Source organism: Catenuloplanes japonicus (assembly GCF_000717135.1).
GTDB classification, from domain to species: Bacteria; Actinomycetota; Actinomycetes; order Mycobacteriales; family Micromonosporaceae; genus Catenuloplanes; species Catenuloplanes japonicus.
This window is the reverse complement of the sequence record NZ_JNXY01000012.1, coordinates 85,722-106,113: the sequence shown is the minus strand read 5'-3', so window position 1 is coordinate 106,113 and position 20,392 is coordinate 85,722. Positions and strand designations below refer to the sequence as shown.

Sequence of the window (20,392 nt, the reverse complement as noted above, 5' to 3'; positions counted from 1 at the left end):
GGCATCGCTTACCCCAGCAGCGGGAACGCACCCGCCGCCGGACCCAGCGCGGTCCGGTCCGCCGGCGTGAGCGCGGTGCGGCCGGCGCCCTTGAGCAGATAGTCCTCGATGTCCCAGTGGGCGGGGCGGACGCCGGAGGCAAGGGACAGGAGGCCGTCCAGGGTGGAGACGGCGGGCTCGGGGGCGGGTGGCAGGCCGAGCAGCAGGTCCAGGTGGTGGAGGACGGCCTCGGTGGCCAGCGTGGTCAGCAGATCCGGGACGGCCAGCACGTAACCCTGCGTGGTGACCGCGGGGTGCGGGACGGTGGACGCGGCCTGCACCGCCGCGGCGGACGTCTCCCGCCACAGCTCGACCAGCAGGCCGGGCTCGCGGGCGACCGAGGCGGCCCGGCGGCCGGCCCAGGCGGAGGCGGCGGCCGCGCGTTCCGCGCTCTCCCAGTCCGGCGCGGCGGGGGAGCGGGCCGACCAGTACGTGACGAACGTGCGGGTGGGGAGGTCGTCGGCGGGCGTGGCCAGTGCGACCAGCGCCCGCCGTGCGTCCTCGGTGAGGTGGTGCACCACGTCCGCGACGGTCCAGCCGAGGCACCGGGTCGGTGCCAGCAGTTCCAGCGGGCTCAGCGGCGTGATCGCCGCCGTCACCCCGTCGTACGCAGCCCGCAGCGCCTCCGCCTCCCGCATGTCCGCGAGTCTAGAGAAGACCGCGGAGGTACGCCGCCTGACCGACGTGCTGCGTGCAGTCACCGAGAATGCTCACCAGGCGGACCCCGAGCGTGACGTGCGGATCCCAGTTCGTGTCCACGACGCGGTCCAGGTCGGACTCGCTCAGCCCGCGGATCCAGCCCACGTTCCGCTCGTGGACGGCGGTGAAGTAGTCGCGCACGGCCTGCGTGTCCCGGGGGCGGACCGTGAGCACGTCCGCGGGAGTGTGCCCGTACCCCATGTTGTCCGGGTCCGGTGTGAGACCGAAACCGGCGGCGAAGTCACCGGTCACCCACAGGTGCTTCTCGCCCATCGCGTCGGCCACGTAGTCGTAGATCCGGGTCAGGTGCCAGACCAGCCACCCGATCGTGTTCGCACCCTCGGCCGGCGCCCAGCGCAGCTGCTCCGGCGTCAGGCCCTCGATCGCGCCCTCGACCAGCTCCGGCAACCGTCCGAACGCGTCCAGCAGCACATCATCCACTCGCATAGGGACGAACATACTAAGGTTCGCGTTCGCGCCGCCGATGGGGACGATGTGCAGGACTCGCGCCTCCCCGTGGTCGTGTCGCCGTTCGGGCCGCACCAGTCGCTGGCGTTCCGTGTGTTCAACGCGACCGCGCGCGGCGGCCACCTCGAGGCGCTCGCGATCGCGGACGAGGCCGAGGGCATCGCGGCCGCGCTCGGCGACGAACGCACGGCCCGCAGCGCGCGGCTGGCCCGGACGTACGCGCTGACCGCGCTCAACCGCCTCGCCGAGGCGCTCGCGGTCGGCGAGCCGCTGGCCCGCGCCGCCGCGGACAGCGGGCCACGCACCCAGGAGGCCAAGATCCTCGCCGACGTGGCGGAGGTGCTGGTCAAGCTCGGCCGGCTGGACGAGGGCCTGCACGCGCTCGCCCGCGCGCTCGCGCTGCTCGACGTGGCGCCGCGCAGCAGCACCCGGTACGTCGCCGCGATGTCCTCGGTCTGCGAGGCCGCCCGCGCGGCAGATCTCTACGAGCTGGCGGACGAGGCGCTCGGCGGCGCGATCACCCGGGCCGCCGGTGACCAGGACTACCACAGCGCGGCCGACCTCCAGCATGCCGAACTGCTCATGGAGTGGGGCATGCGCCTGGACCAGATCGGCGAGACCGCCGAGGCCGCCGAGCGGTTCGCGCGCGGGCTCGCGCTGGTCCGCCCGTGGATCACCGTGTTCCCGGAGTCGAAGCTGACCGTCGTGCTCTACGCGCTCGGGCTCGCCCGGACCGGCGCGTCCGCGGAGGCGCTCGCGATCACCGACCCGGTGCTGCCGCCGCTGCGCGCGGAGGGCGCCCACCATGAGGCCCGCCTCGCCCACCTGGCCCGCGGCATCGCGCGCGGCGACCTCGGCGATCTCGCGGGCGCCCGCCGGGAGCTGGTGGCGGCGGACGAGCTGGCGGACCGTCCGGGGCAGCGGCTGATCTTCCAGTTCGAGCTGGCCCGGCTCGCGGCGCGCGCGGCGCCGGGCGAGACCGCGCGGATCATGCTGGGCGCGCTGGAGACGCAGATGGCGTACCTGTGGCGGCTCCGGCTCGACCGCCGCCTCATGCTCCGGCTGTCCCGGCGCCGCGCCGAGCTGGAACGCGCCCGCGCGCAGGCGGACCGCGCCGCGTCCTCGGACGCGCTCACCGGCCTGGGCAACCGGCGGCTGTTCGACCGGCGCATCGACGACCTGGACGACGCCGGCGGCGAGGCCACCGCGCTGCTGCTCGTGGACGTGGACGTGTTCAAGGGCATCAACGACACCTACTCGCACGGCGTCGGCGACAGCGTGCTGCGCAGCGTCGCGGACGTGCTGCGCGCCCACTGCCGCCAGGGCGAGGCCGCGATCCGGTTCGGCGGCGACGAGTTCGCGGTCTTCCTGCACGCGGATCTGCGCCGCGCCTCCGTCATCGCGGAGCGGATCGGCCGGGTGATCGCGGCCCGCGACTGGGACGCGACCGCGCCCGGCCTGCGCGTGACGCTGAGCATGGGCCTGGCCGCGTTCGAGCCCGGCATGACCGGCCGCGACCTCTACGACCGCGCCGACAGCCGCCTCTACGAGGCGAAACGCCGTGGCCGCAACCGCCTGGCCGCCTGAGGAATCATTCGCCTGACGGCGCCGAAGATCATCGCCTGACGGCGACGGAAGATCCGGATTTCCCGCTTCCGGCGTGGTCCGGTGCCGCGCGCTCCCGCGGCCTGGGGATCCGTGGGTGGTCACCGAAGACCCGCGTGCGGGCGGGACACTTCGCCGGCCTCTGGCGATCGGGGCGCCACTCGGGTCGTCGGAACGACGTGAATGACGCCCCGATCACGGTCGGGGCCCATCGGGGCCCCGGAGCGGCGTGCGGCCCGGCCTCGGGCGGGCCGGGCCTCACGCCGTACCCCCGGATGATCTTTTAATGGGTGAGGCGGTAGGCGCGGATCACGGTCTGGGTGAGCGTCGTGCCGTCACGGTCGGTGACCGTCGCGCGGAGCGAGACGAAGCCGGGCCGGGACGGGTGCGCCGGCGTGGTGATCCAGCAGTCGCCGATGCCGAACGTCGCCGCCCGGGTCCAGCTGCGCCCGTCGTCGAACGACGCCTCCACCGTGACGGCCCGGACCCCCTTGTGCACGGCGCCGGGCTGCCACTGCACGGTGACCGGGATCGCGGTGATCCGGCCGGTCCGGCCCGCCGCCTGCGCGTCGAGGCCGGGCGTGAACCGGACCGCCGCGATCGGCAGGCCCACGGTGCGGTCGCCGGACGGACGCGACGAGCGGAACGTCCAGGACGCGCTGACCTCCGTGCTCAGCTCCGCGTCCGGGCGCACGCTGCGGGTCTCCAGCCGGTACGTGGCCGGCGTGGCCGCCATCGCGAAGCCCGCGTCCGGCGACGGCCACTCGTCGACCGGCACACCGTCCCGGTAGAGCGTGGTGCGGGTGCCGCCGGCCCACGGATCGGCCTGCCCGGCGTGCCCCTCGCGGTCGCCGTGCAGCGGCAGGCTCACCGCCATCCAGTCACCGGTGCGGCTGACCCACGGCGTGCCGTCCGCGCGCGCCGGGAACGCCGGCCCGTACGGCGCCGCGTTCCACACGTCCGGGTACCGCTGCCCGGCCCGGTACTCGCGCGGGCCGCTCTCCAGCGTCCGCTGCCGCGTCCAGTCGTCGCCGAAGTACAGCACCCCGCTCTGCCAGCGCAGACCCGGCTCCGCCGTCACGTGGTCGGTACGGATGCCCGGCGTCGCGGTCGGCATCAGGAACTGCAACGCGGCAGTGTTGTCACCGAAGATCGGCGCGATCCACCGCGTCGAGTCGGCCGCGCCCGGCTGCGCGCGCAGATCGTTGACGATCGTGGCCAGATCCGTGCGCCGGTACGCCTTCTCGAACCCGGCCGGCAGCCGTCCGCGCCAGCCGTGTGCCAGCGTGTAGAGGTACGGCGTGCCCATGAACCAGCCCTCGCCGTCCGGCCTCGCCCACATGCTCAGCACCGTGGACAGGAACTCGTCGCCGACCGCCGGCCCGAGGTGCGCGGTGGCGACGTCCTCCGGCGCGTAGTTGTAGACCGCGAGCCGCCACGGCCCGGACTCGGTCTGCTGGAACGTGCTCACGCCGATCTGCATCAGCGCCGCGCCGGGCTCCGGGATGCTCAGCGCGAACCGTCCGGCCTTCCGCGCGTCCAGCGTGATCGCGGTCGGCGTCGTCAGGTCCAGCCGCGGCTGCGAGAAGATCGCGGTGTGTGTGCCGGTCCCGATCACGGACGAGAGCAGGTAGCGTCCCTTCGGCAGGCGCAGCGTGACCGTGCCGTCCTCCTCGAACGCGCGGCGGAAGTCCCCGGTCGCCTGGTGCGCGACGCCGGTCTCGTAGAACGACGCGGGCGCGCCCGCGCGGTCCACGTGGGTCAGCGTCAGGTCGTAGCTCTCCACCTCCTTGTCCAGCACGATCGGCGTGCTGACCGCGCCCGCGGTCAGCGACGCCTGCCAGAGGCCGTCCGCGCCCGGGACCCGGGTGTCGACCGTGAGCGTGACGGTCGCGGAGGTCCCGACCGTGACACTGCTCGCGCCGAGCGTGAACATGCCCGCGGGCGCCGCCTTGCCGTCCGGCCCGGTCGCGGTCACGGTCAGCGGCAGCGTGACGGGCCGGTCGCCCCGGTTCCGGTAGGTGACGACCCGGGTGAGCACGGGGTCGTCCTGGTGCGGCCAGCTCTGCCGCCCGAGCGACAGGCTCGCGGGGTCTGCCGTCACGGTCACGCCGATCGCCCGCGCCACATCGATCAACCCCGCGCCCTGCTGGTACGCCGTGAGCGCCGGATTCGCCCGCGCCGCGCCGATCAGCGCGGGCTTGAGCGCGCCCGCGTCCCAGCCCGGGTTCCGCTGCCGGAGCAGCGCGGCCGCGCCGGCCACGTGCGGCGTCGCCATCGACGTGCCGGAGAGCGTGACGTAGGCGTCGCCGACCGGCTCGCCCAGCGCGGTCCCGGCGGCACGGGCCGCCACGATGTCCACACCGGGCGCGGTCACGTCCGGCTTCAGCGCGCCGTCGCCGGCGCGCGGGCCCGGACTGGAGAAGTCGGCCAGCAGCCCGTCCCGGTCCACGGCGCCGACCGCGAGCGCGGCGTCCGCGCTGGCCGGCGACGACACCCGGGACTCCGGGCCGGCGTTCCCGGACGCGATCACGAAGAGCGTGCCGTACCGCGCGGTCAGCGTGCCGACCGCGGCCTCCAGCGGGTCGACGCCGGGCGCGTCCTCGCCGCCCAGGCTCATGTTGACGATCGGCGCGCCGGACTCCGCGGCCCACTGCATGCCGGCCAGGATCCACGAGTCGGCGCAGCCCTCGGTCTCGCACACCTTGCCGGAGAGGATCCGCGCGTCCGGCGCGACGCCCCGGTACCGTCCGCCGGAGGCCGCACCGGTCCCGGCGATCGTGGAGGCGACGTGCGTGCCGTGCCCGTTGCGGTCCGTCGTCTCCGGGTTCTCGGTGAACGAGCGCGCCTCCGTGACCTTGTCCCGCAGGTCCGGGTGGGTCGTGTCGACACCGGTGTCCAGCACCGCGACCGTGACGCCGGTGCCGGTCAGGCCGGCCTGCCAGGCGGCGGGCGCGCCGATCTGGGCGGTGCTGCGGTCCAGCGCGGGCTGCCGCAGGCCGTCCAGCCAGATCTTGCCGGGCGTGGCGGTGGTGCCGGATGCGGTGGGGGTGCCGGGCGTGGTGGCGGTGCCGGCCGAGCCTGGTGCGGCGCTGGTGCCGGACACGCCGGGTGCGGCGGCGAGGGCGGTCCGCTGCGCGGTCCAGGCGGAGCCGTCCTTCTTCGCCGTGGCCGCGGCCAGGCCGAGCGCGGGCAGGTCGCGGGTGACGGTGAGGCCGGCGGTGGCCGTCGATCGCGCCGTGCCCGCGCGGGCCGCGTCCTCGCGGCCGGTGACGATCAGCGGGATGGTGTCGCGGTGCGCGTCGTCGTATCCGGCCGCGATCAGCCCGGTGACGTCGAAGAGCCGCTCGTCGAGCCGGTCCCGCGCGATCAGCGGCTGCGCGTCCGCCGGCAGCACATAGGTGTGCCCGTGCCGCTCCTCCACGATCATGGCGATCCCGCTCCGGCCCGGTCCGGGCGTGACGGCGACCTTCTGCCCGCCGGCCACGTTCCCGTTGCCGGACGCGCTCCCGTTCTCGGCAGCGGTTCCGTTTCCGGCCGTGCTTCCGGCCCCGGTTCCGTTTCCGGCCGTCCTTCCGTTTTCGGCAGCGGCCCCGCTTCCGGCCTTGCTCCCGGCTCCGGCAGCGGCTCCGTTTCCGGCTCCGGCAGCGGTTCCGGGTGCGGCGACGGCTCTGGATCCGGCGGCGGCTCCGGTGACGGTGACGCGGTCGCCGGTGATGAGCGTGACCGTGATGGCGGTACCGTCGTGTGTGGACGGTGTGCCGGCCGGCCCGCCGGCGTGGCCATCGGCGGCGGGCCGGTGCGTGTCCGGCCGGCCGGCGCCCACCGGGCCTGCGGAGACGGGACTGGCGTGTGCGGGACCGGCCGCGGTGACGCTGCCGATCGTCATGCCGGCCGCGAGCGCGGCGGCGAGAACTCTCTGCCCTCGACGGTTCAAGGACCCTCCGTTCGACCTCCGCCGCATATCGATGAATCGGCGGATATCGGGAGGTTGGCCCGCGTGCTGACCGCTGTCAATGTGATGATCATGATAGGCGTCACCGTCCCGGGGATTGTCCGCGTGCCCGCCGAGTAGTGGCCACACCCTGGCCTCTTCTCACGAGAGTCTTCCGGTGTTCGAGCGAGACACCACCACACCGGGAGAAACCGACATGAACGTTCTTGACGCGATGAATGACGTCAACTGGATCGCGGTGCCGGCCGCGTTCGTCGCCTACGCCGTACTCGGTGGCGTGTGGTTCGCGGTGTTGTTCGCCAAGCCCTATGCCGCCTCGCTCGGCCGGGACTCGGTGCCGGGCGGGCAGCCGGTCCTCTTCTACGTCGGCCCGATGGTGTGCAGCCTGATCATGGTCGTCGCCAGCGCGGTGCTGATGGCCGCGCTCGCCATCACCACGGTGGGTGCGGCGCTCGCGTTCGCGCTGGTCGTCGGCGTGGGCTACCTGGTCGCGAACACGGTGACGATCGCGATCAACCCGAACATGCCGCGGCCGCTGTTCTACGCCTCGATCTCCGGCGCCTACCACCTGGCCGGCATCACGCTCACCGCGCTCATCCTGGTCGCGCTCTCATGAGGATGCGGCCTCTCGGGCGTACCGGCGTGCAGGTGAGCTCTTTGTGCCTCGGCACGATGATGTTCGGGCCGGTCGGGAACCCGGATCACGACGAGTGCGCGCGGATGATCCATCGGGCGCTGGACGCGGGCATCAACATGATCGACACCGCGGACGTGTACGGCTTCAGCGAGACCGAGGAGATCGTCGGCAAGGCGCTCAAGGGGCGGCGGGACGACGTCGTCCTGGCCACGAAGGTCAACGGCCGGATGGGCGAGGGCCCGAACCGCTCCGGCAACTCCCGGCGCTGGATCATCGCGGAGGTCGAGCAGTCGCTGCGCCGGCTCGGCACCGACTACATCGACCTCTACCAGGTGCACCACCCGGATCCGGAGACCGACATCGAGGAGGCGCTGTCCGCGCTGACCGACCTGGTCCGCAGCGGCAAGGTGCGCAGCATCGGCTGCTCCAGCCTGCCGGCCTCGGAGATCGTCGAGGCGCACTGGGTGTCGGAACGCCGCGGCCTGGAGCGTTTCCGCAGCGAGCAGCCGCAGTACTCGATCCTGGACCGCGCGGTCGAACGCGAGGTGCTGCCGGTCTGCCGGCGGTACGGCATGGGCGTGCTCGCCTGGAGCCCGCTCGCCGGCGGCCTGCTGACCGGCCGCTACCGCAAGGGACACACGCCCGACGCGAACTCGCCGCGGATGCACTGGGTGCCGAAGCACATGACGGACGCGCGCAAGCTGGACGCGGTCGAGCGCCTGATCCCGCTGGCCGCGGCGGCGGGCCTGCCGCTGGCCCACCTGGCGCTGGCGTTCACCGTCACCCACCCGGCCGTGACCTCGGCGATCATCGGCCCGCGGACCATGGCGCAGCTCGACGACCTGCTGGCCGGCGCGGACACGGTGCTCGGCGGCGACCTGCTCGACCGCATCGACGAGATCGTGCCGCCCGGCACCGAGATCGCGCCGATGGACGTGGCCTACCGCCCGCCCGCGCTCGTCCGCCCGGAGCTGCGCCGTCGCGCGGAGGACATGGCCGGAACGTTCAAGACAGCGGCCGCGGGCAGCGCCTAGCGTCGGGGGCATGACACGACTCGACGAGGAGACGATCACCCTGGCCGGGTGGTTCGTCCGGCTGACCGGGCGGGTGCTGGAGCAGCGCCTCTTCGCCCACCACTTCGAGGGCGGGGACGCGGCGGGCGTGCGCGCCGCGCTGGAGGCCTACCGCGCGCCGGACGGCGGGTTCGCGTTCGGCCTGGAACCGGACGTGCGCGGGCCCGCGAGCCAGCCGCTCGCGGTGCCGTCCGCGCTGCACATCCTGGCCGCGGCCGGGCAGCTGGACCAGGAGACCGGCGGTGCGCTGTGCGACTGGCTGACCCGGGTCGCGGGCGCGGACGGTGGCGCGCCGTCCGTGCTGGCCACGCTCGCGGCGCACCCGCACCCGCCGTTCCTGCCGGTGCCGGACCCGGACAGCGAGGTGGCCGGTGACCTGCTCGCGACCGGGCAGATCGCCGGCCCGCTGCTGGAGCACGGCATCCGGCACCCGTGGCTGGACGGCGCGGTCGCGTTCTGCTGGCGGGCGATCGAGGCGCTGGACCGCACCCACCCGTACGAGGTGAGCGCCGCGCTGGACTTCCTCGACCACGTCCCGGACCGGGACCGGGCGGAGAAGGAGGCGGAGCGCCTCGGCCGGCTCACCCGCGAGCAGGGCCTGGTCCCGTCCGACCCGGCGCACCCGGAGGCGGACGCGGTGATCGCGGCCGGGTACGCGCCCGGCGAGTGGCACTACGCCCACGACTACGCGCGCACGCCGGACAGCCTGGCCGCGCGCTGGTTCACGGACCGGGAGATGGCTGCCGGCCTGGACTTCCTGAAGGCGCAGCAGACCGAGGACGGGGGCTGGCCGATCACGTACGTCCAGTGGGCGCCGAACACCGCGATGGAGGCCCGCCCGAGCATCACGCTGCGGGCGCTGCGGACGCTCAGGGCCTGGGACCGACGAGGGGCCGGGGACTGACGAGCGCGGTCGGGGTGCGGCCGGACCAGCGGCGGACCTCGCGGACCAGGTGCGGCTGATCGCTGTAGCCGGTCCGCGCGGCCGCGTCCGGCCACGGCACGCCGTCCCGCGCCGCGGCGGTCGCCCGCCGGAACCGGAGCACGCCGTGCAGCGTGCGCGGGCCGTAGCCGACCGCGTCCGTCACCCGGCGGCGCAGCTGGCGCTCGGACAGCCCGAGATCCCGGGCGAGCGCGGCGAGCGCGGGTGGTCGCGGGGTGTCCAGCGCCTCCACGGCGTGCAGCACGGCCCGGTCCGGCACGAACGATCGCAGCCGCGCGGCCAGGGCCCGTTCCAGCACGGCCGTCGCGTCCCGGTCCTCGGAGGTCGCGGTCGTCGCGTCCGGGCCCTCGCCGGTGGTGGCGCGGCGCAGGGTCGCCACCACCGCGGCCGGCCAGAGCCGGTCCAGCTCCGGCTGCGCGTCCCGGACCTCGCCGGCCGGCACGTCGCCGAGCAGCAGCGGGGCCGCGCCGGGCCGCAGCCGCACCCCGGCGACCTCGGTGCCGGGCGGCAACGTGACCAGGCGCGCGGCCGTGTCCGGGCCCGCGACGACGAGTCTTCCGCCGGCCCGGTACAGATCCACGCAGCCGTCCGGCGTGACCAGCGTGGGATCGGCCCCGGCGACCCGGACCCACGTGCACGACACCCAGCGCGCCAGCGCCGGGAGCAGCGGTGCGTGCTCGCGGTAGCCCATCCCGCCACGGTAGCCGTGGATTGCTTCGGAAGATTTTTGGCCGCGACGGTGAGATCCTCGAAGGCATGACGGCGAACGGCCCCTGGTGGCGCGATGCGGTGATCTACCAGGTCTACCCGCGCAGTTTCGCGGACGCGAACGGCGACGGCATCGGTGACCTGCCCGGCGTGATCTCCCGCTTGCCGTACCTGGCGGAGCTGGGCGTGGACGCGATCTGGCTGAACCCGTTCTATCCGTCCCCGCAGGCCGACGCCGGCTACGACGTGGCCGACTACCGCGACGTGGAGCCGCTGTTCGGCACGCTCGCGGACGCGGACGCGCTGATCGCCAGCGCGCACGCGGCCGGCATCAAGGTGATCGTCGACGTCGTGCCGAACCACACGTCCTCCGCGCACGCCTGGTTCCGCGCCGCGCTCGCCGGCGACGAGGCCGCCCGCGCCCGCTACATCTTCCGGCCCGGCGCCGGCGACGCGCCGCCGAACGGCTGGCAGTCCATGTTCGGCGGTCCCGCCTGGACCCGCGTCGACGACGGCAGCTGGTACCTGCACCTGTTCGACACCGCCCAGCCCGACCTCGACTGGACCAATCCCGAGGTCGTCGCCGAGTTCGAGGACGTGCTGCGCTTCTGGCTGGACCGGGGCGTGGACGGCTTCCGCATCGACGTCGCGCACGGCCTGCGCAAGGATCCCGCGCTCGCGGAGCTGCCGGAGACGCTCGACCGGAATCTGCCGCTGCACGTCGCACAGCCCGGCCACCCGTTCTGGGACCGCGACGAGGTGCACGAGATCTGGCGCGGCTGGCGGAAGGTGCTGGACGCCTACCCCGGCGACCGGGCCATGGTCGCCGAGGCCTGGGTGCTCGACTTCGCCCGCCTCGGCCGCTACCTGCGCCCGGACGAGCTGCACACCGCGTTCAACTTCGCGTTCCTGGTCGCGCCGTGGGACGCCCGCGCGTTCCGCACCGCGATCGACGACACGCTCGACGGCCTCGCGCTGGTCGGCGCGCCCGCGACCTGGGTGCTCTCCAACCACGACGTGGTCCGGCACGCCACCCGGTACGGCGGCGGCGCGCAGGGCCAGGCCCGCGCCCGTGCCGCCGCGCTGCTGATGCTCGCGCTCCCCGGCGGCGCCTACCTCTACCAGGGCGAGGAGCTGGGGCTGGAGGAGGTTCTGGACATCCCGGACCACCTGCGCCAGGATCCGAACTTCATCCGCACGAACGGTGCCGAACGCGGCCGGGACGGATGCCGCGTGCCCATCCCGTGGTCCGGCACGACGCCGCCGTTCGGTTTCTCACCCACCGCATCAGCGGGTACGCCGTGGCTGCCGCAACCCGCGTCGTGGGCCACCCGCACGGCCGAGGCCGAGCACGGCGACCCGGACTCCATGCTCAGCCTCTACCGCGCCGCGCTGGACCTGCGTAAGGAACGGCTCGGCGAGGGCGAGCTGGAGTGGCTCTCCGCGCCCGGCGACCCGGTGCTGTGCTTCCGGCGTACCCCCGGGAATCTGATCTGCGCGATCAACCTGGGCACGTCGCCGGCGCCGCTGCACCCGCGCGTGGCCGGCGCGGAGCCGCTGCTGGCCAGCGGGCCGCTCACCGGCGACGGCCACCTGCCGGCGGACACGGCGGTCTGGTTCGCGAGCTAGTCGGCCAGGCGGGCCGGGAAACCGCCGGTGGCGATCGGCCCCCAGGCGTCGATCGTGACGCGGATCAGGGATTTGCCCTGGGTGACCATGGCGGCGCGGTACTCGTCCCAGTCCGGGTGCTCGCCGGAGATGCAGCGGAAGTACTCGACCAGGGGCTCGACCGAGTCCGGCAGGTCGATGACCTCGGCGGTGCCGTCGATCTGGACCCAGGCGCCGCCGAAGTCGTCCGAGAGCAGGCACACCGACACCTGCGGATTTTTCCGGACATTGGTGGCCTTGGCCCGCTCCGGGTACGTGGAGATCACGATGCGGCCGGCCGTGTCGACGCCGCAGGTCACCGGCGAGGACTGCGGCCGCCCGTCCGCGCGCGTGGTCATCAGGACGGCGTGGTGCCGGGGACGGGCGAAGTCGAGCAGCTCGTCGCGGCCGACCCGGGTGTTCGTGGCGATCGTGCGTGGCATGCGGGTGATTTCCCCTCGGTTCGCGGTTTCGCCGCAAGCCTATGCGCCACCGGTGATCGAATACGCGGTCGCTCGGTAGACTGGCGGTCGTGGACGCGCCGTCGATGATCATCGCCCCGAGCATTCTGGCCGCCGACTTCGCCCGCCTCGCCGATGCGGCGCGCGCGGTCGAGGGCGAGGCCGACTGGTTGCACGTCGACGTGATGGACAACCACTTCGTGCCGAACCTGACGATCGGCCTGCCCGTGGTGCAGAGCCTGCGCAAGTCCACGCCGATCCCGTTCGACGTGCACCTCATGATCGAGGATCCGGAGCGCTGGGCGCCCGGTTACGCGGAGGCGGGGGCGTACAACGTGACGTTCCACGCCGAGGCCACGACGGACCCGGTCGCGCTGGCCAAGACGCTGCGCGCCGCCGGTTCCAAGGCCGGCCTGGCCATCGACCGGGACACGGACGTCACGCCCTACCTGGACCTGCTCCCGCACTTCGACACGCTGCTGATCATGACGATCAAGGCGGGCTTCGGCGGGCAGAAGTTCTTACCGGAGACGCTCGGCAAGGTCCGCGCGGTCCGCGACCGGATCACCACCGGTCACCTGGAGCTGCGCCTCGAGGTGGACGGCGGCATCGCGGCCGACACCATCGCGGCCGCGGCCGAGGCGGGGGCGGACGCGTTCGTGGCCGGCACCGCGGTCTACGGCGCGGCGGACCCGGCCGAGGCGATCCGCAAACTCCGTGCGCTCGGGTCAGTGCCGAGATGAGCGAGTCATCGGCTCAGCGTGGCCGCACCGTGACGGGGGTGCCGGCGTGAGCACCTCCGAGCGTGACGAGTTCGGGCCGGAGCCCGGTCGTGATCTCATACTCGTGGTCGACGACGACAAGGACATCGCGCACTTCGTGGCGCTGAACCTGAAGCTCGACGGCTTCGACGTGGTCGTGGCCAACGACGGCCGGCAGGCGCTGGAGGAGATCGACCGGCAGCGCCCGTCGCTGGCCGTGCTCGACCTGATGATGCCGGAGATCGACGGACTGGAGCTGACCCGGCGCCTCCGGGCGAACCCGATCACCGCCACGCTGCCGATCATCATGCTGACCGCGAAGAGCATGACGATCGACAAGGTCAACGGCCTCAAGGCCGGCGCGGACGACTACATGGTCAAACCGTTCGACACGTCCGAGCTGGTCGCGCGCGTGCGCAACACGCTCAACCGCAACCAGGAGTCGCGCGAGGTCTCGCCGCTGACCGGCCTGCCCGGCAACAGCCGGATGAAGCGCGAGATCAGCGACCGCATGCGCAGCGGTGTGGACTACGCGGTCGGCTACATCGACATCGACCGGTTCAAGGCCGTCAACGACGTCTACGGCTTCGACCGCGGCGACGCGTTCATCCAGGCGATGGCCCGCAGCCTGCACCGCGCGGTGGTGAAGGTCGGCCTGCCGCCGGTCTTCCTCGGCCACATCGGCGGCGACGACTTCATCTTCATCTGTCACCCGGATCAGATCCGGCCGCTGACCCAGGCCATGGTGCTCGACTTCGAGTCCGAGGCGGACAAGCTCTACGACCCGGAGCACGCCCGGCAGGGCTACATCGAGGTGCCGGACCGGAAGGGCAACAAGCAGCGGGCCGCGCTGGTCACGCTCTCGATCGGCGTGGCGACCTCGGGCAAGGGCCGCCGCTTCGACGATCCGCGCATGGTGATGGCGATCGCGTCGGACATGAAGAAGACCGCGAAGAACCAGCCGGGGTCCTACGTGGCGGTCGACCGCCGCAACAACATCTGAGCCGCGCTTGTGACGTGGATCCCCCGGTGGCAGACGATCCGGGAGATACGTGTAAGACTCAGGGGTAGCCCACCACGCGCTGGCGGGACTCGGTGAAATTCCGAACCGGCGGTGATCCGTTCCCTTCTCGGAGCGGTCAGCCCGCGACCCGGCCTGGCCGGTGGATCTGGTGAGAACCCAGGGCCGACGGTTGACCAGGCCAATGACGGCCCCGGTCAGACAGTCCGGATGGGAGACAGCGCGCGGACGATCGGTCGTGCCCTCATTGCGGCACGTTCGAGGGGTGCGGCTTGCCGTACCCTGTGCGTCCCCGTGAATCCCTCTCTGCTGCGCGTGATGACACCGCGAGCGAGGGGAGATGGCAGTCATGGCGAGCCGGGCCGAGGACGAGGCGATGCGGCATGCGATCGCGCTCGCCGCGTTCGGACTCGGGACCACCAGCCCGAACCCGGTGATGGGCTGCGTCATCCTGGATGCGCAGGAGCGGGTGGTCGGCGAGGGGTTTCACGCCTATGCCGGCGGTCCGCACGCGGAGATCGTCGCGCTGGCGCACGCGGGGGAGCGGGCCAAGGGCGGCACCGCCGTGGTGACGCTCGAGTCCTGTGACAGCGTCGGCCGCACCGGGCCGTGCACGCGCGCGCTCATGCAGGCCGGCATCCGCCGCGTGGTGATCGCGGTCACCGATCCGAACCCGCTCGCCGGTCACGGCGCCGCGACGCTTCGCGCCGCCGGGATCGAGGTCGAGATGGGGGTACGCGAGGAGGAGGCCGCCACCGGCAACGTGGCCTGGCTGACCGCGGTACGCCGCGGCTGGCCCTACGTGACCTGGCGGGTCGCCTCCACGCTGGACGGGCGTACCGCCGCGGTGGACAACTCCTCGGAGTGGATCACCTCGGAGGCGGCCCGGATAGACGTGCACCAGCTGCGCGGCGAAGCGGACGCGATCATCATCGGCGTCGGCACCGTGCTGGCCGACAACCCGCGCCTGACCGTCCGCAACGTCCGCGACGGCAGCCTGGCCATCCGCCAGTCGCTGCGCGTGGTGGTGGACGGCGACGGCGAGACCCCGGCGGACGCGCGCGTGCGCGACGGCCTGGCCGAGACCTGGATCGCGACCGCGGCCGAGGTCGGCTCCGGCGAGGACGGCCTGGTGGACCTGCGGTCGCTGCTGGCCGGACTCTACAAGCGGGGTGTGCGCGCGGCGCTGCTGGAGGGCGGTCCGACGCTGGCCGCCGGGTTCCTCTCCGCGGGGCTGGTCGACCGGGTGATCGGCTACATGGCGCCGAAGCTGCTGGGTGCGGGACGGCCGTCGCTGTCCGGCAAGGAGCTGAGCAACGGCGTCGGGGTCGGCATCCTGCGCGAGCCGATCGACCTGGAGTTCACCGAGATCACGCTGGTCGGGCCGGACATCCGGTTCACCGCGGTACCGCTCTACCGATCCACCGGGACGACGGCGAGCCTGACGGCCCACCTGGAGCGCATCGCACCGCAAAAGCCGAAAAAAGCTGATATCTCGGCAGAAGCGCGGGCAAGTTCGGACATCATGCGCGGGGTGCCAGTGCGCACCGGCGCCACCGAGGAGAAGGAAGGCTAACGATGTTCACCGGCATCGTGGAGGAACTCGGCGAGGTCGTCAGCCTGGCCGGGACCAGCGACGACTCCGCCCTTTTGACCGTGCGCGGGCCGCTGGTCAGCGAGGACGCGAAGCACGGCGACTCGATCTCGGTCAACGGCGTCTGCCTGACCGTGGTCGACTTCGGCGACGGCATCTTCACCGCGGACGTGATGGGCGAGACGCTGCGCCGCTCCAGCCTCGGCTCGCTGCGGACCGGCAGCCCGGTCAACCTGGAGCGCGCGGCCCTGCTCGGCAGCCGGCTCGGCGGGCACCTGGTGCAGGGCCACGTGGACGGCGTCGGCGCGATCGAGAAGCGCGAGCCGGCCGCCCAGTGGGAGACCGTCACGTTCAGCCTGCCCGCGGCGCTGAGCCGCTACGTGGTGGAGAAGGGGTCGATCACCATCGACGGCGTCTCGCTCACCGTGACGGACGTAACGGAAAAATCCTTCTCTGTCGGACTAATCCCCACCACGCTGAAGTTAACCACGCTGGGACACAAGCGAATCGGCGATCCGGTGAACCTCGAGGTCGACGTGATCGCAAAATATGTCGAGAAGATGCTGAGGGACCCGCGATGACCAGTGGCTTTGGCACGATCGAGCAGGCGGTTGCGGCGATCGCCGAGGGCCGCGCCGTGATCGTGGTCGACGACGAGGACCGGGAGAACGAGGGCGACCTGATCTTCGCCGCCGAGAAGGCGACGCCGGAGCTGGTCGCGTTCATGCGCCGCTACACCTCGGGCTACATCTGCGCGCCGCTCACCGAGGCGGACGCGGACCGGCTCGAGCTGCCGCCGATGTACCACACCAACCAGGACCGGCGCGGCACCGCGTACACCGTGACCGTGGACGCGCGCGAGGGCGTCAGCACCGGCATCTCGGCCGCGGACCGCGCGCACACGCTGCGGCTGCTGGCCGGCCCGTCGACCAGCCCGACCGACCTGTCCCGGCCCGGCCACGTGGTGCCGCTGCGCGCGCGTCCCGGCGGAGTGCTGCGCCGGCCCGGCCACACCGAGGCCGCGATCGACCTGGCGGAGCTGGCCGGTCTGCACCCGGCCGGCGTGCTCTGCGAGATGGTCAACGACGACGGCACCATGATGCGGATGCCGGACCTGGAGGCGTTCGCCACCGAGCACGGGCTGGTGCTGATCAGCATCGCGGAGCTGATCGCGTACCGGCGGCGGCACGAGAAGCAGGTCGAGCGCGTCGCCGAGGCGCGCATCCCCACGCCGCACGGCGTGTTCCGCGCGTTCGGCTACCGGGTCGCGTTCGACACGGCCGAGCACGTGGCGATGGTCTTCGGCGAGATCGGCGACGGGCAGGACGTGCTGGTCCGGGTGCACTCCGAGTGCCTGACCGGCGACGTCTTCGGCTCCCAGCGGTGCGACTGCGGACCGCAGCTGGACGCGTCGTTCGCCCGGGTGGCGAAGGAGGGGCGCGGCGTGGTGCTCTACGTGCGCGGCCACGAGGGGCGGGGCATCGGCCTGCTGCACAAGCTCCAGGCGTACCAGCTGCAGGATCGGGGTCTGGACACGGTGGACGCGAACCTGGAGCTCGGCCTGCCCGCGGACGCCCGCGACTACGGCACCGGTGCGCAGATCCTCTACGACCTGGGCGTGCGCACCATGACGCTGCTGACGAACAACCCCGCGAAGCGGGCCGGGCTGGAGGGCTACGGCCTGCAGATCGTCGGCCGTGAGGGCCTGCCGGTCCGCCCGCACCCGGAGAACGTCCGCTACCTGCGCACCAAGCGGGACCGGATGGGCCACACCTACGACGAGGCCGACGAACAGGTCCTGAACGGGCTCGCCTGAGACTGAGGAGATCACACACATGGCTGGATTCGGAGATCCGCAGCTGAGCACCGTCGAGGCCGGCGGCCTGAAGCTCGGCATCGTCGCCTCCCGCTGGCACCACGACCTGGTCGACCACATGGTCACCCGCGCCCAGGCCGCGGCCGAGGCCTGCGGCGTCAGCGACGTCGTCGTCTCCCGCGTGGCCGGCTCGGTGGAGATCCCGGTGGTCGCGCAGGCGCTCGCCGAGGTCTGTGACGCCGTGGTCGCGCTCGGCGTGGTCATCCGCGGCGAGACGTCCCACTACGAGTACGTCTGCGACTCGGTCACCAGCGGCCTCACCCGCGTGGCCCTGGACGCCCGCACCCCGATCGGCCAGGGCGTGCTCACGGTCGAGTCGCTCGGCCAGGCCCGCGACCGCGCCGGCCTGGAGGACTCGATCGAGGACAAGGGCTGGGCCTCCACCGTCGCCGCCCTCGGCGCGGCCCTCGCGGTCCGCGAGATCCAGAAGAGCTAGACCCGCAGCGGGTACGCGGCGGGCGCGGGGGAGTGATCCCCGGCGCCCGCCGCTTTCGCGTTCCTGCGGGGCGTCGCGGCTCCGGGACGTACCAAATGATGATCTTGATTTGGGTCTTGACTATGTGGATAGTGCTACGTTCCTATAGTGCTAGCAGACTAGTGGAACGGAGTGCGGCGTGATCGAATTTCATCTCAGCGCGCGGTCGGGGGTGTCGCCCTACCTGCAGCTGGTGCAGCAGGTGCGGCAGGCGCTGCGACTCGGGCGGCTGGACGTCGGCGACCAGTTGCCGACCGTGAAGGACGTGGTGGCGCGGCTCGCCATCAACCCGAACACGGTGCTCAAGGCCTATCGCGAGCTGGAGCGGGAGGGGCTGGTCGCGCCGCGGCCGGGCGTCGGCACGTTCGTCACCGGGCTGCCCGCGGGGGAGACGCTCACCGCGCACGAGCCGCTGCGCCGCGAGCTGCGGGACTGGATAGAGCGGTCCCGCGCGGCCGGCCTGGATGCGGATGCGCTGGAGGCGCTGTTCGCGGCCACGATCCGCGAGGTTTTTCCGGCGGCCTCGACGAGTGAGGCACGCCGATGACCGGCCCGGTGCTGACCGCGCGCGGTCTCGGTAAGCGGTACGGGCGGCGCGTCGCGCTCACCGGCATCGACCTCGACGTGCCGGCCGGCCGGATAACCGGGCTGGTCGGGCCGAACGGCGCGGGCAAGTCCACGCTGCTCGGCCTCGCGTCCGGCATCCTGGCGCCGACCGAGGGCGCGATCACGGTGCTCGGCGCGCGGCCCGGCCCGGCGCAGCTGCCGCGCGTCGGGTTCGTCGCGCAGGACACGCCGCTCTACGCCGGCCTCACCGTCGCGGACCACCTGCGGCTCGGCGCGCGGCTCAACCCGCGGTTCGACACCGCACTGGCCACCGCCCGGATCACCGCGCTCGGCCTGGACCCGCGGCAGCGCGCCGGACGGCTCTCCGGCGGCCAGCGCGCCCAGCTCGCGCTCGCGGTCGCCGCGGCCAAGCGCCCGGAGCTGCTGCTCTTCGACGAGCCGGTGGCCGCGCTGGACCCGCTGGCCCGGCGCACGTTCCTGAGCAGCCTGATGGAGTTCGTGGCGGACCTGGGCGTCAGCGTGATCCTCTCCTCGCACCTGATCGCGGACCTGGAACGGGTCTGCGACCACCTGATCGTGCTGGCGAACGCGCGGGTCCAGGTCGCCGGCGAGGTCGACGACCTGCTGGAGCAGCACGTCCGGATCGTCGGCGACCGCGGCGACTTCGGCGCGCTGCCCGCGGACGCGGAGGTGATCCAGGCCGAGCACGGCACCCGGCAGAGCAGCATGGTGGTCCGCGCGCCCGGCGGCGTGCCCGGCGCGGAGCGGCTCGGCCTGGAGGACCTGGTGCTGGCCTACCTGGGCCGCGCCACCGACCGCCCGCTGGAGGTGGCGCGATGATCTGGCTGACCTGGCGGCAGGCCCGCACGCAGACGCTGATCGCGCTGGCCGCGCTGGCCGTGCTCGCGGTCGCGCTGCCGGCGCTCGGGCTGGCGCTGCGCGAGGGCTACCGCGTGGACCTCGGCGGCTGCGCGTCCTGTGTGGACGGTGCGACGCTCGCCCGGTTCGAGGAACGGTTCGGCCTGCTCCTGCTGCTCGCGGACGTGCTGCTGCTGGCCGTGCCCGCGCTGATCGGCCTGTTCTGGGGCGCGCCGCTGATCGCGCGCGAGCTGGAGACCGGCACGCACCGTCTGGTGTGGAGCCAGAGCATCACCCGCGGCCACTGGCTCGCGGTCAAGCTGGGGCTGCTCACGCTGCTGACGCTCGCGGTGACCGGCGCGCTCTCGCTGCTGCTCACCTGGGCGGCCAGCCCGTGGGACCTGATCATGGGCAACCGGTTCGGCGCGCTGGAGTTCGCCAGCCGCAACGTCGTGCCGCTCGGGCACGCGGTCTTCGCGTTCACGCTCGGCGTCACGACCGGCCTGCTGATCCGGCGCACCGTGCCGGCCATGGCGGTCACGCTGGCGATCTTCGCGGTCGTGCAGGTCGCGGTGCCGTTCGCGGTCCGGCCGCACCTGCGCAGCCCGATCACCGAGAGCATCGCGTTCGACGGGGCGAGCGCGATGAAGTACGCGGAGGGCTTCAGCCTCAACCGCGAGGGCGAGGTCTGGGTGGAGGGCTACGCGCTGCCCGGCGCCTGGATGCTCACCGGCACGGCCCGGCTGATGCTCCCGGACGGCACCGCGCCGGCGAAAGAGCTGGTGGAGGCCTGTTTCGAACGCGGGTCGCCGGAGGAGGGGCCGGCCTGCCTCCAGCGCCTCGGCCTCCGGCTGACCGTCAGCTATCAGCCCGGCGAGCGGTACTGGACGTTCCAGTGGCTGGAGCTGGCCGGATTCCTGACGCTGGCGGCCGCATCCGCGGGTATCGCTTTCTGGCGGGTGCGACGGGTTTCGTGATCGCGGGACGCGGGGATAAATCGGAACA

Annotated in this window: 18 protein-coding genes, 1 pseudogene and 1 riboswitch; of the genes and pseudogenes, 14 read left to right on the top strand and 5 right to left on the bottom strand. The window is 73.1% G+C overall.

Going from position 1 to position 20,392, the window contains the following annotated elements; genetic code table 11:
* Positions 1-8: 8 nt before the first annotated feature.
* Positions 9-677, bottom strand: coding sequence for a maleylpyruvate isomerase N-terminal domain-containing protein (locus OP04_RS19130; protein ID WP_033341106.1), 669 nt, complete (start codon positions 675-677; stop codon positions 9-11).
* A 10-nt stretch (positions 678-687) separates the two neighbouring features.
* Entirely contained in the window at positions 688-1,185 is a 498-nt protein-coding gene (locus OP04_RS19125; protein ID WP_033341105.1) for a mycothiol transferase, read from the bottom strand.
* Positions 1,186-1,233: 48 nt separating this feature from the next.
* Between OP04_RS19125 and OP04_RS19120 the strand changes: the two genes are divergently transcribed.
* Positions 1,234-2,793, top strand: coding sequence for a GGDEF domain-containing protein (locus OP04_RS19120; protein ID WP_085066576.1), 1,560 nt, complete (start codon positions 1,234-1,236; stop codon positions 2,791-2,793).
* Between the two features lie 301 nt (positions 2,794-3,094).
* Here OP04_RS19120 and OP04_RS19115 read toward each other — a convergent pair whose 3' ends face one another.
* A complete protein-coding gene (locus OP04_RS19115; protein ID WP_157240035.1) occupies positions 3,095-6,298 on the bottom strand; it encodes a S8 family serine peptidase in 3,204 nt (1,067 codons plus the stop codon).
* Between the two features lie 664 nt (positions 6,299-6,962).
* On the opposite strand from OP04_RS19115, the gene OP04_RS19110 reads away from it, so the two are divergent.
* Genes OP04_RS19110 through OP04_RS19100 form a run of 3 tightly spaced genes read left to right on the top strand, consistent with a single transcriptional unit; the run spans position 6,963 to position 9,380 of the window.
* The gene (locus OP04_RS19110; protein WP_033341104.1) at positions 6,963-7,382 is read left to right on the top strand and encodes a DUF1761 domain-containing protein; all 420 of its coding nucleotides are present in this window, start codon (positions 6,963-6,965) and stop codon (positions 7,380-7,382) included.
* A complete protein-coding gene (locus OP04_RS19105) occupies positions 7,379-8,437 on the top strand; it encodes an aldo/keto reductase (protein WP_033341103.1) in 1,059 nt (352 codons plus the stop codon). Before OP04_RS19110 ends, OP04_RS19105 begins: the two co-directional genes overlap by 4 nt.
* A gap of 10 nt (positions 8,438-8,447) precedes the next feature.
* Positions 8,448-9,380: a hypothetical protein gene (locus tag OP04_RS19100; protein ID WP_033341102.1), complete on the top strand. Its 933-nt coding sequence runs from the start codon at positions 8,448-8,450 to the stop codon at positions 9,378-9,380.
* Here OP04_RS19100 and OP04_RS19095 read toward each other — a convergent pair.
* Positions 9,346-10,110 carry a helix-turn-helix domain-containing protein gene (locus OP04_RS19095; protein ID WP_033341101.1) on the bottom strand — a complete coding sequence of 255 codons (765 nt, stop codon included), beginning with the start codon at positions 10,108-10,110 and terminating at the stop codon, positions 9,346-9,348. The two genes, OP04_RS19100 and OP04_RS19095, sit on opposite strands and share 35 nt — an antisense overlap.
* A 65-nt stretch (positions 10,111-10,175) precedes the next feature.
* Here OP04_RS19095 and OP04_RS19090 point away from each other — a divergent pair, with 65 nt between their 5' ends.
* Positions 10,176-11,756, top strand: a complete 1,581-nt coding sequence (locus tag OP04_RS19090; RefSeq protein ID WP_033341100.1) for a glycoside hydrolase family 13 protein — start codon at positions 10,176-10,178, stop codon at positions 11,754-11,756.
* On the opposite strand, the gene OP04_RS19085 is transcribed toward OP04_RS19090, so the two are convergent.
* Positions 11,753-12,217: a PPOX class F420-dependent oxidoreductase gene (locus tag OP04_RS19085; protein WP_033341099.1), complete on the bottom strand. Its 465-nt coding sequence runs from the start codon at positions 12,215-12,217 to the stop codon at positions 11,753-11,755. The two genes, OP04_RS19090 and OP04_RS19085, sit on opposite strands and share 4 nt — an antisense overlap.
* 89 nt (positions 12,218-12,306) lie before the next feature.
* Here OP04_RS19085 and rpe point away from each other — a divergent pair, with 89 nt between their 5' ends.
* The 9 genes and pseudogenes from rpe (at position 12,307) to OP04_RS19040 (ending at position 20,364) form a co-directional block, all read left to right on the top strand.
* Positions 12,307-12,978: a ribulose-phosphate 3-epimerase gene (gene rpe, locus OP04_RS19080; protein ID WP_408606766.1), complete on the top strand. Its 672-nt coding sequence runs from the start codon at positions 12,307-12,309 to the stop codon at positions 12,976-12,978.
* 46 nt (positions 12,979-13,024) lie between these two features.
* The gene (locus tag OP04_RS19075) at positions 13,025-13,999 is read left to right on the top strand and encodes a GGDEF domain-containing response regulator (RefSeq protein WP_051798296.1); all 975 of its coding nucleotides are present in this window, start codon (positions 13,025-13,027) and stop codon (positions 13,997-13,999) included.
* 74 nt (positions 14,000-14,073) lie between these two features.
* A riboswitch (FMN riboswitch) is annotated at positions 14,074-14,243 on the top strand.
* Positions 14,244-14,366: 123 nt separating this feature from the next.
* Positions 14,367-15,422 (top strand): annotated as a pseudogene (ribD, locus tag OP04_RS19070) (bifunctional diaminohydroxyphosphoribosylaminopyrimidine deaminase/5-amino-6-(5-phosphoribosylamino)uracil reductase RibD); the annotation flags it as partial.
* A gap of 173 nt (positions 15,423-15,595) precedes the next feature.
* Positions 15,596-16,192 carry a riboflavin synthase gene (locus tag OP04_RS19065; protein ID WP_033341098.1) on the top strand — a complete coding sequence of 199 codons (597 nt, stop codon included), beginning with the start codon at positions 15,596-15,598 and terminating at the stop codon, positions 16,190-16,192.
* Positions 16,189-17,427, top strand: a complete 1,239-nt coding sequence (locus tag OP04_RS19060) for a bifunctional 3,4-dihydroxy-2-butanone-4-phosphate synthase/GTP cyclohydrolase II (protein ID WP_033341097.1) — start codon at positions 16,189-16,191, stop codon at positions 17,425-17,427. Before OP04_RS19065 ends, OP04_RS19060 begins: the two co-directional genes overlap by 4 nt.
* Before the next feature lie 19 nt (positions 17,428-17,446).
* Positions 17,447-17,923, top strand: a complete 477-nt coding sequence (ribH, locus tag OP04_RS19055; RefSeq protein ID WP_033341096.1) for a 6,7-dimethyl-8-ribityllumazine synthase — start codon at positions 17,447-17,449, stop codon at positions 17,921-17,923.
* Positions 17,924-18,101: 178 nt separating this feature from the next.
* Positions 18,102-18,509, top strand: a complete 408-nt coding sequence (locus OP04_RS19050; protein ID WP_033341095.1) for a GntR family transcriptional regulator — start codon at positions 18,102-18,104, stop codon at positions 18,507-18,509.
* Complete coding sequence (locus OP04_RS19045) at positions 18,506-19,369, top strand: ABC transporter ATP-binding protein (RefSeq protein ID WP_033341094.1); 864 nt, start codon at positions 18,506-18,508, stop codon at positions 19,367-19,369. Before OP04_RS19050 ends, OP04_RS19045 begins: the two co-directional genes overlap by 4 nt.
* A complete protein-coding gene (locus tag OP04_RS19040) occupies positions 19,366-20,364 on the top strand; it encodes an ABC transporter permease subunit (RefSeq protein ID WP_033341093.1) in 999 nt (332 codons plus the stop codon). The genes OP04_RS19045 and OP04_RS19040 overlap by 4 nt, the downstream gene beginning before the upstream one ends.
* Positions 20,365-20,392: the final 28 nt, after the last annotated feature.

Excerpts from the sequence above, each read along its gene's own strand:
- OP04_RS19130 (WP_033341106.1), bottom strand. The coding sequence starts at position 677 with ATGCGGGAGGCGGAGGCGCTGCGGGCTGCGTACGACGGGGTGACGGCG.
- OP04_RS19125 (WP_033341105.1), bottom strand. The coding sequence starts at position 1,185 with ATGCGAGTGGATGATGTGCTGCTGGACGCGTTCGGACGGTTGCCGGAG.
- OP04_RS19110 (WP_033341104.1), top strand. The coding sequence starts at position 6,963 with ATGAACGTTCTTGACGCGATGAATGACGTCAACTGGATCGCGGTGCCG.
- OP04_RS19105 (WP_033341103.1), top strand. The coding sequence starts at position 7,379 with ATGAGGATGCGGCCTCTCGGGCGTACCGGCGTGCAGGTGAGCTCTTTG.
- OP04_RS19100 (WP_033341102.1), top strand. The coding sequence starts at position 8,448 with ATGACACGACTCGACGAGGAGACGATCACCCTGGCCGGGTGGTTCGTC.
- OP04_RS19095 (WP_033341101.1), bottom strand. The coding sequence starts at position 10,110 with ATGGGCTACCGCGAGCACGCACCGCTGCTCCCGGCGCTGGCGCGCTGG.
- OP04_RS19090 (WP_033341100.1), top strand. The coding sequence starts at position 10,176 with ATGACGGCGAACGGCCCCTGGTGGCGCGATGCGGTGATCTACCAGGTC.
- OP04_RS19085 (WP_033341099.1), bottom strand. The coding sequence starts at position 12,217 with ATGCCACGCACGATCGCCACGAACACCCGGGTCGGCCGCGACGAGCTG.
- OP04_RS19065 (WP_033341098.1), top strand. The coding sequence starts at position 15,596 with ATGTTCACCGGCATCGTGGAGGAACTCGGCGAGGTCGTCAGCCTGGCC.
- OP04_RS19060 (WP_033341097.1), top strand. The coding sequence starts at position 16,189 with ATGACCAGTGGCTTTGGCACGATCGAGCAGGCGGTTGCGGCGATCGCC.
- ribH (WP_033341096.1), top strand. The coding sequence starts at position 17,447 with ATGGCTGGATTCGGAGATCCGCAGCTGAGCACCGTCGAGGCCGGCGGC.
- OP04_RS19045 (WP_033341094.1), top strand. The coding sequence starts at position 18,506 with ATGACCGGCCCGGTGCTGACCGCGCGCGGTCTCGGTAAGCGGTACGGG.
- OP04_RS19040 (WP_033341093.1), top strand. The coding sequence starts at position 19,366 with ATGATCTGGCTGACCTGGCGGCAGGCCCGCACGCAGACGCTGATCGCG.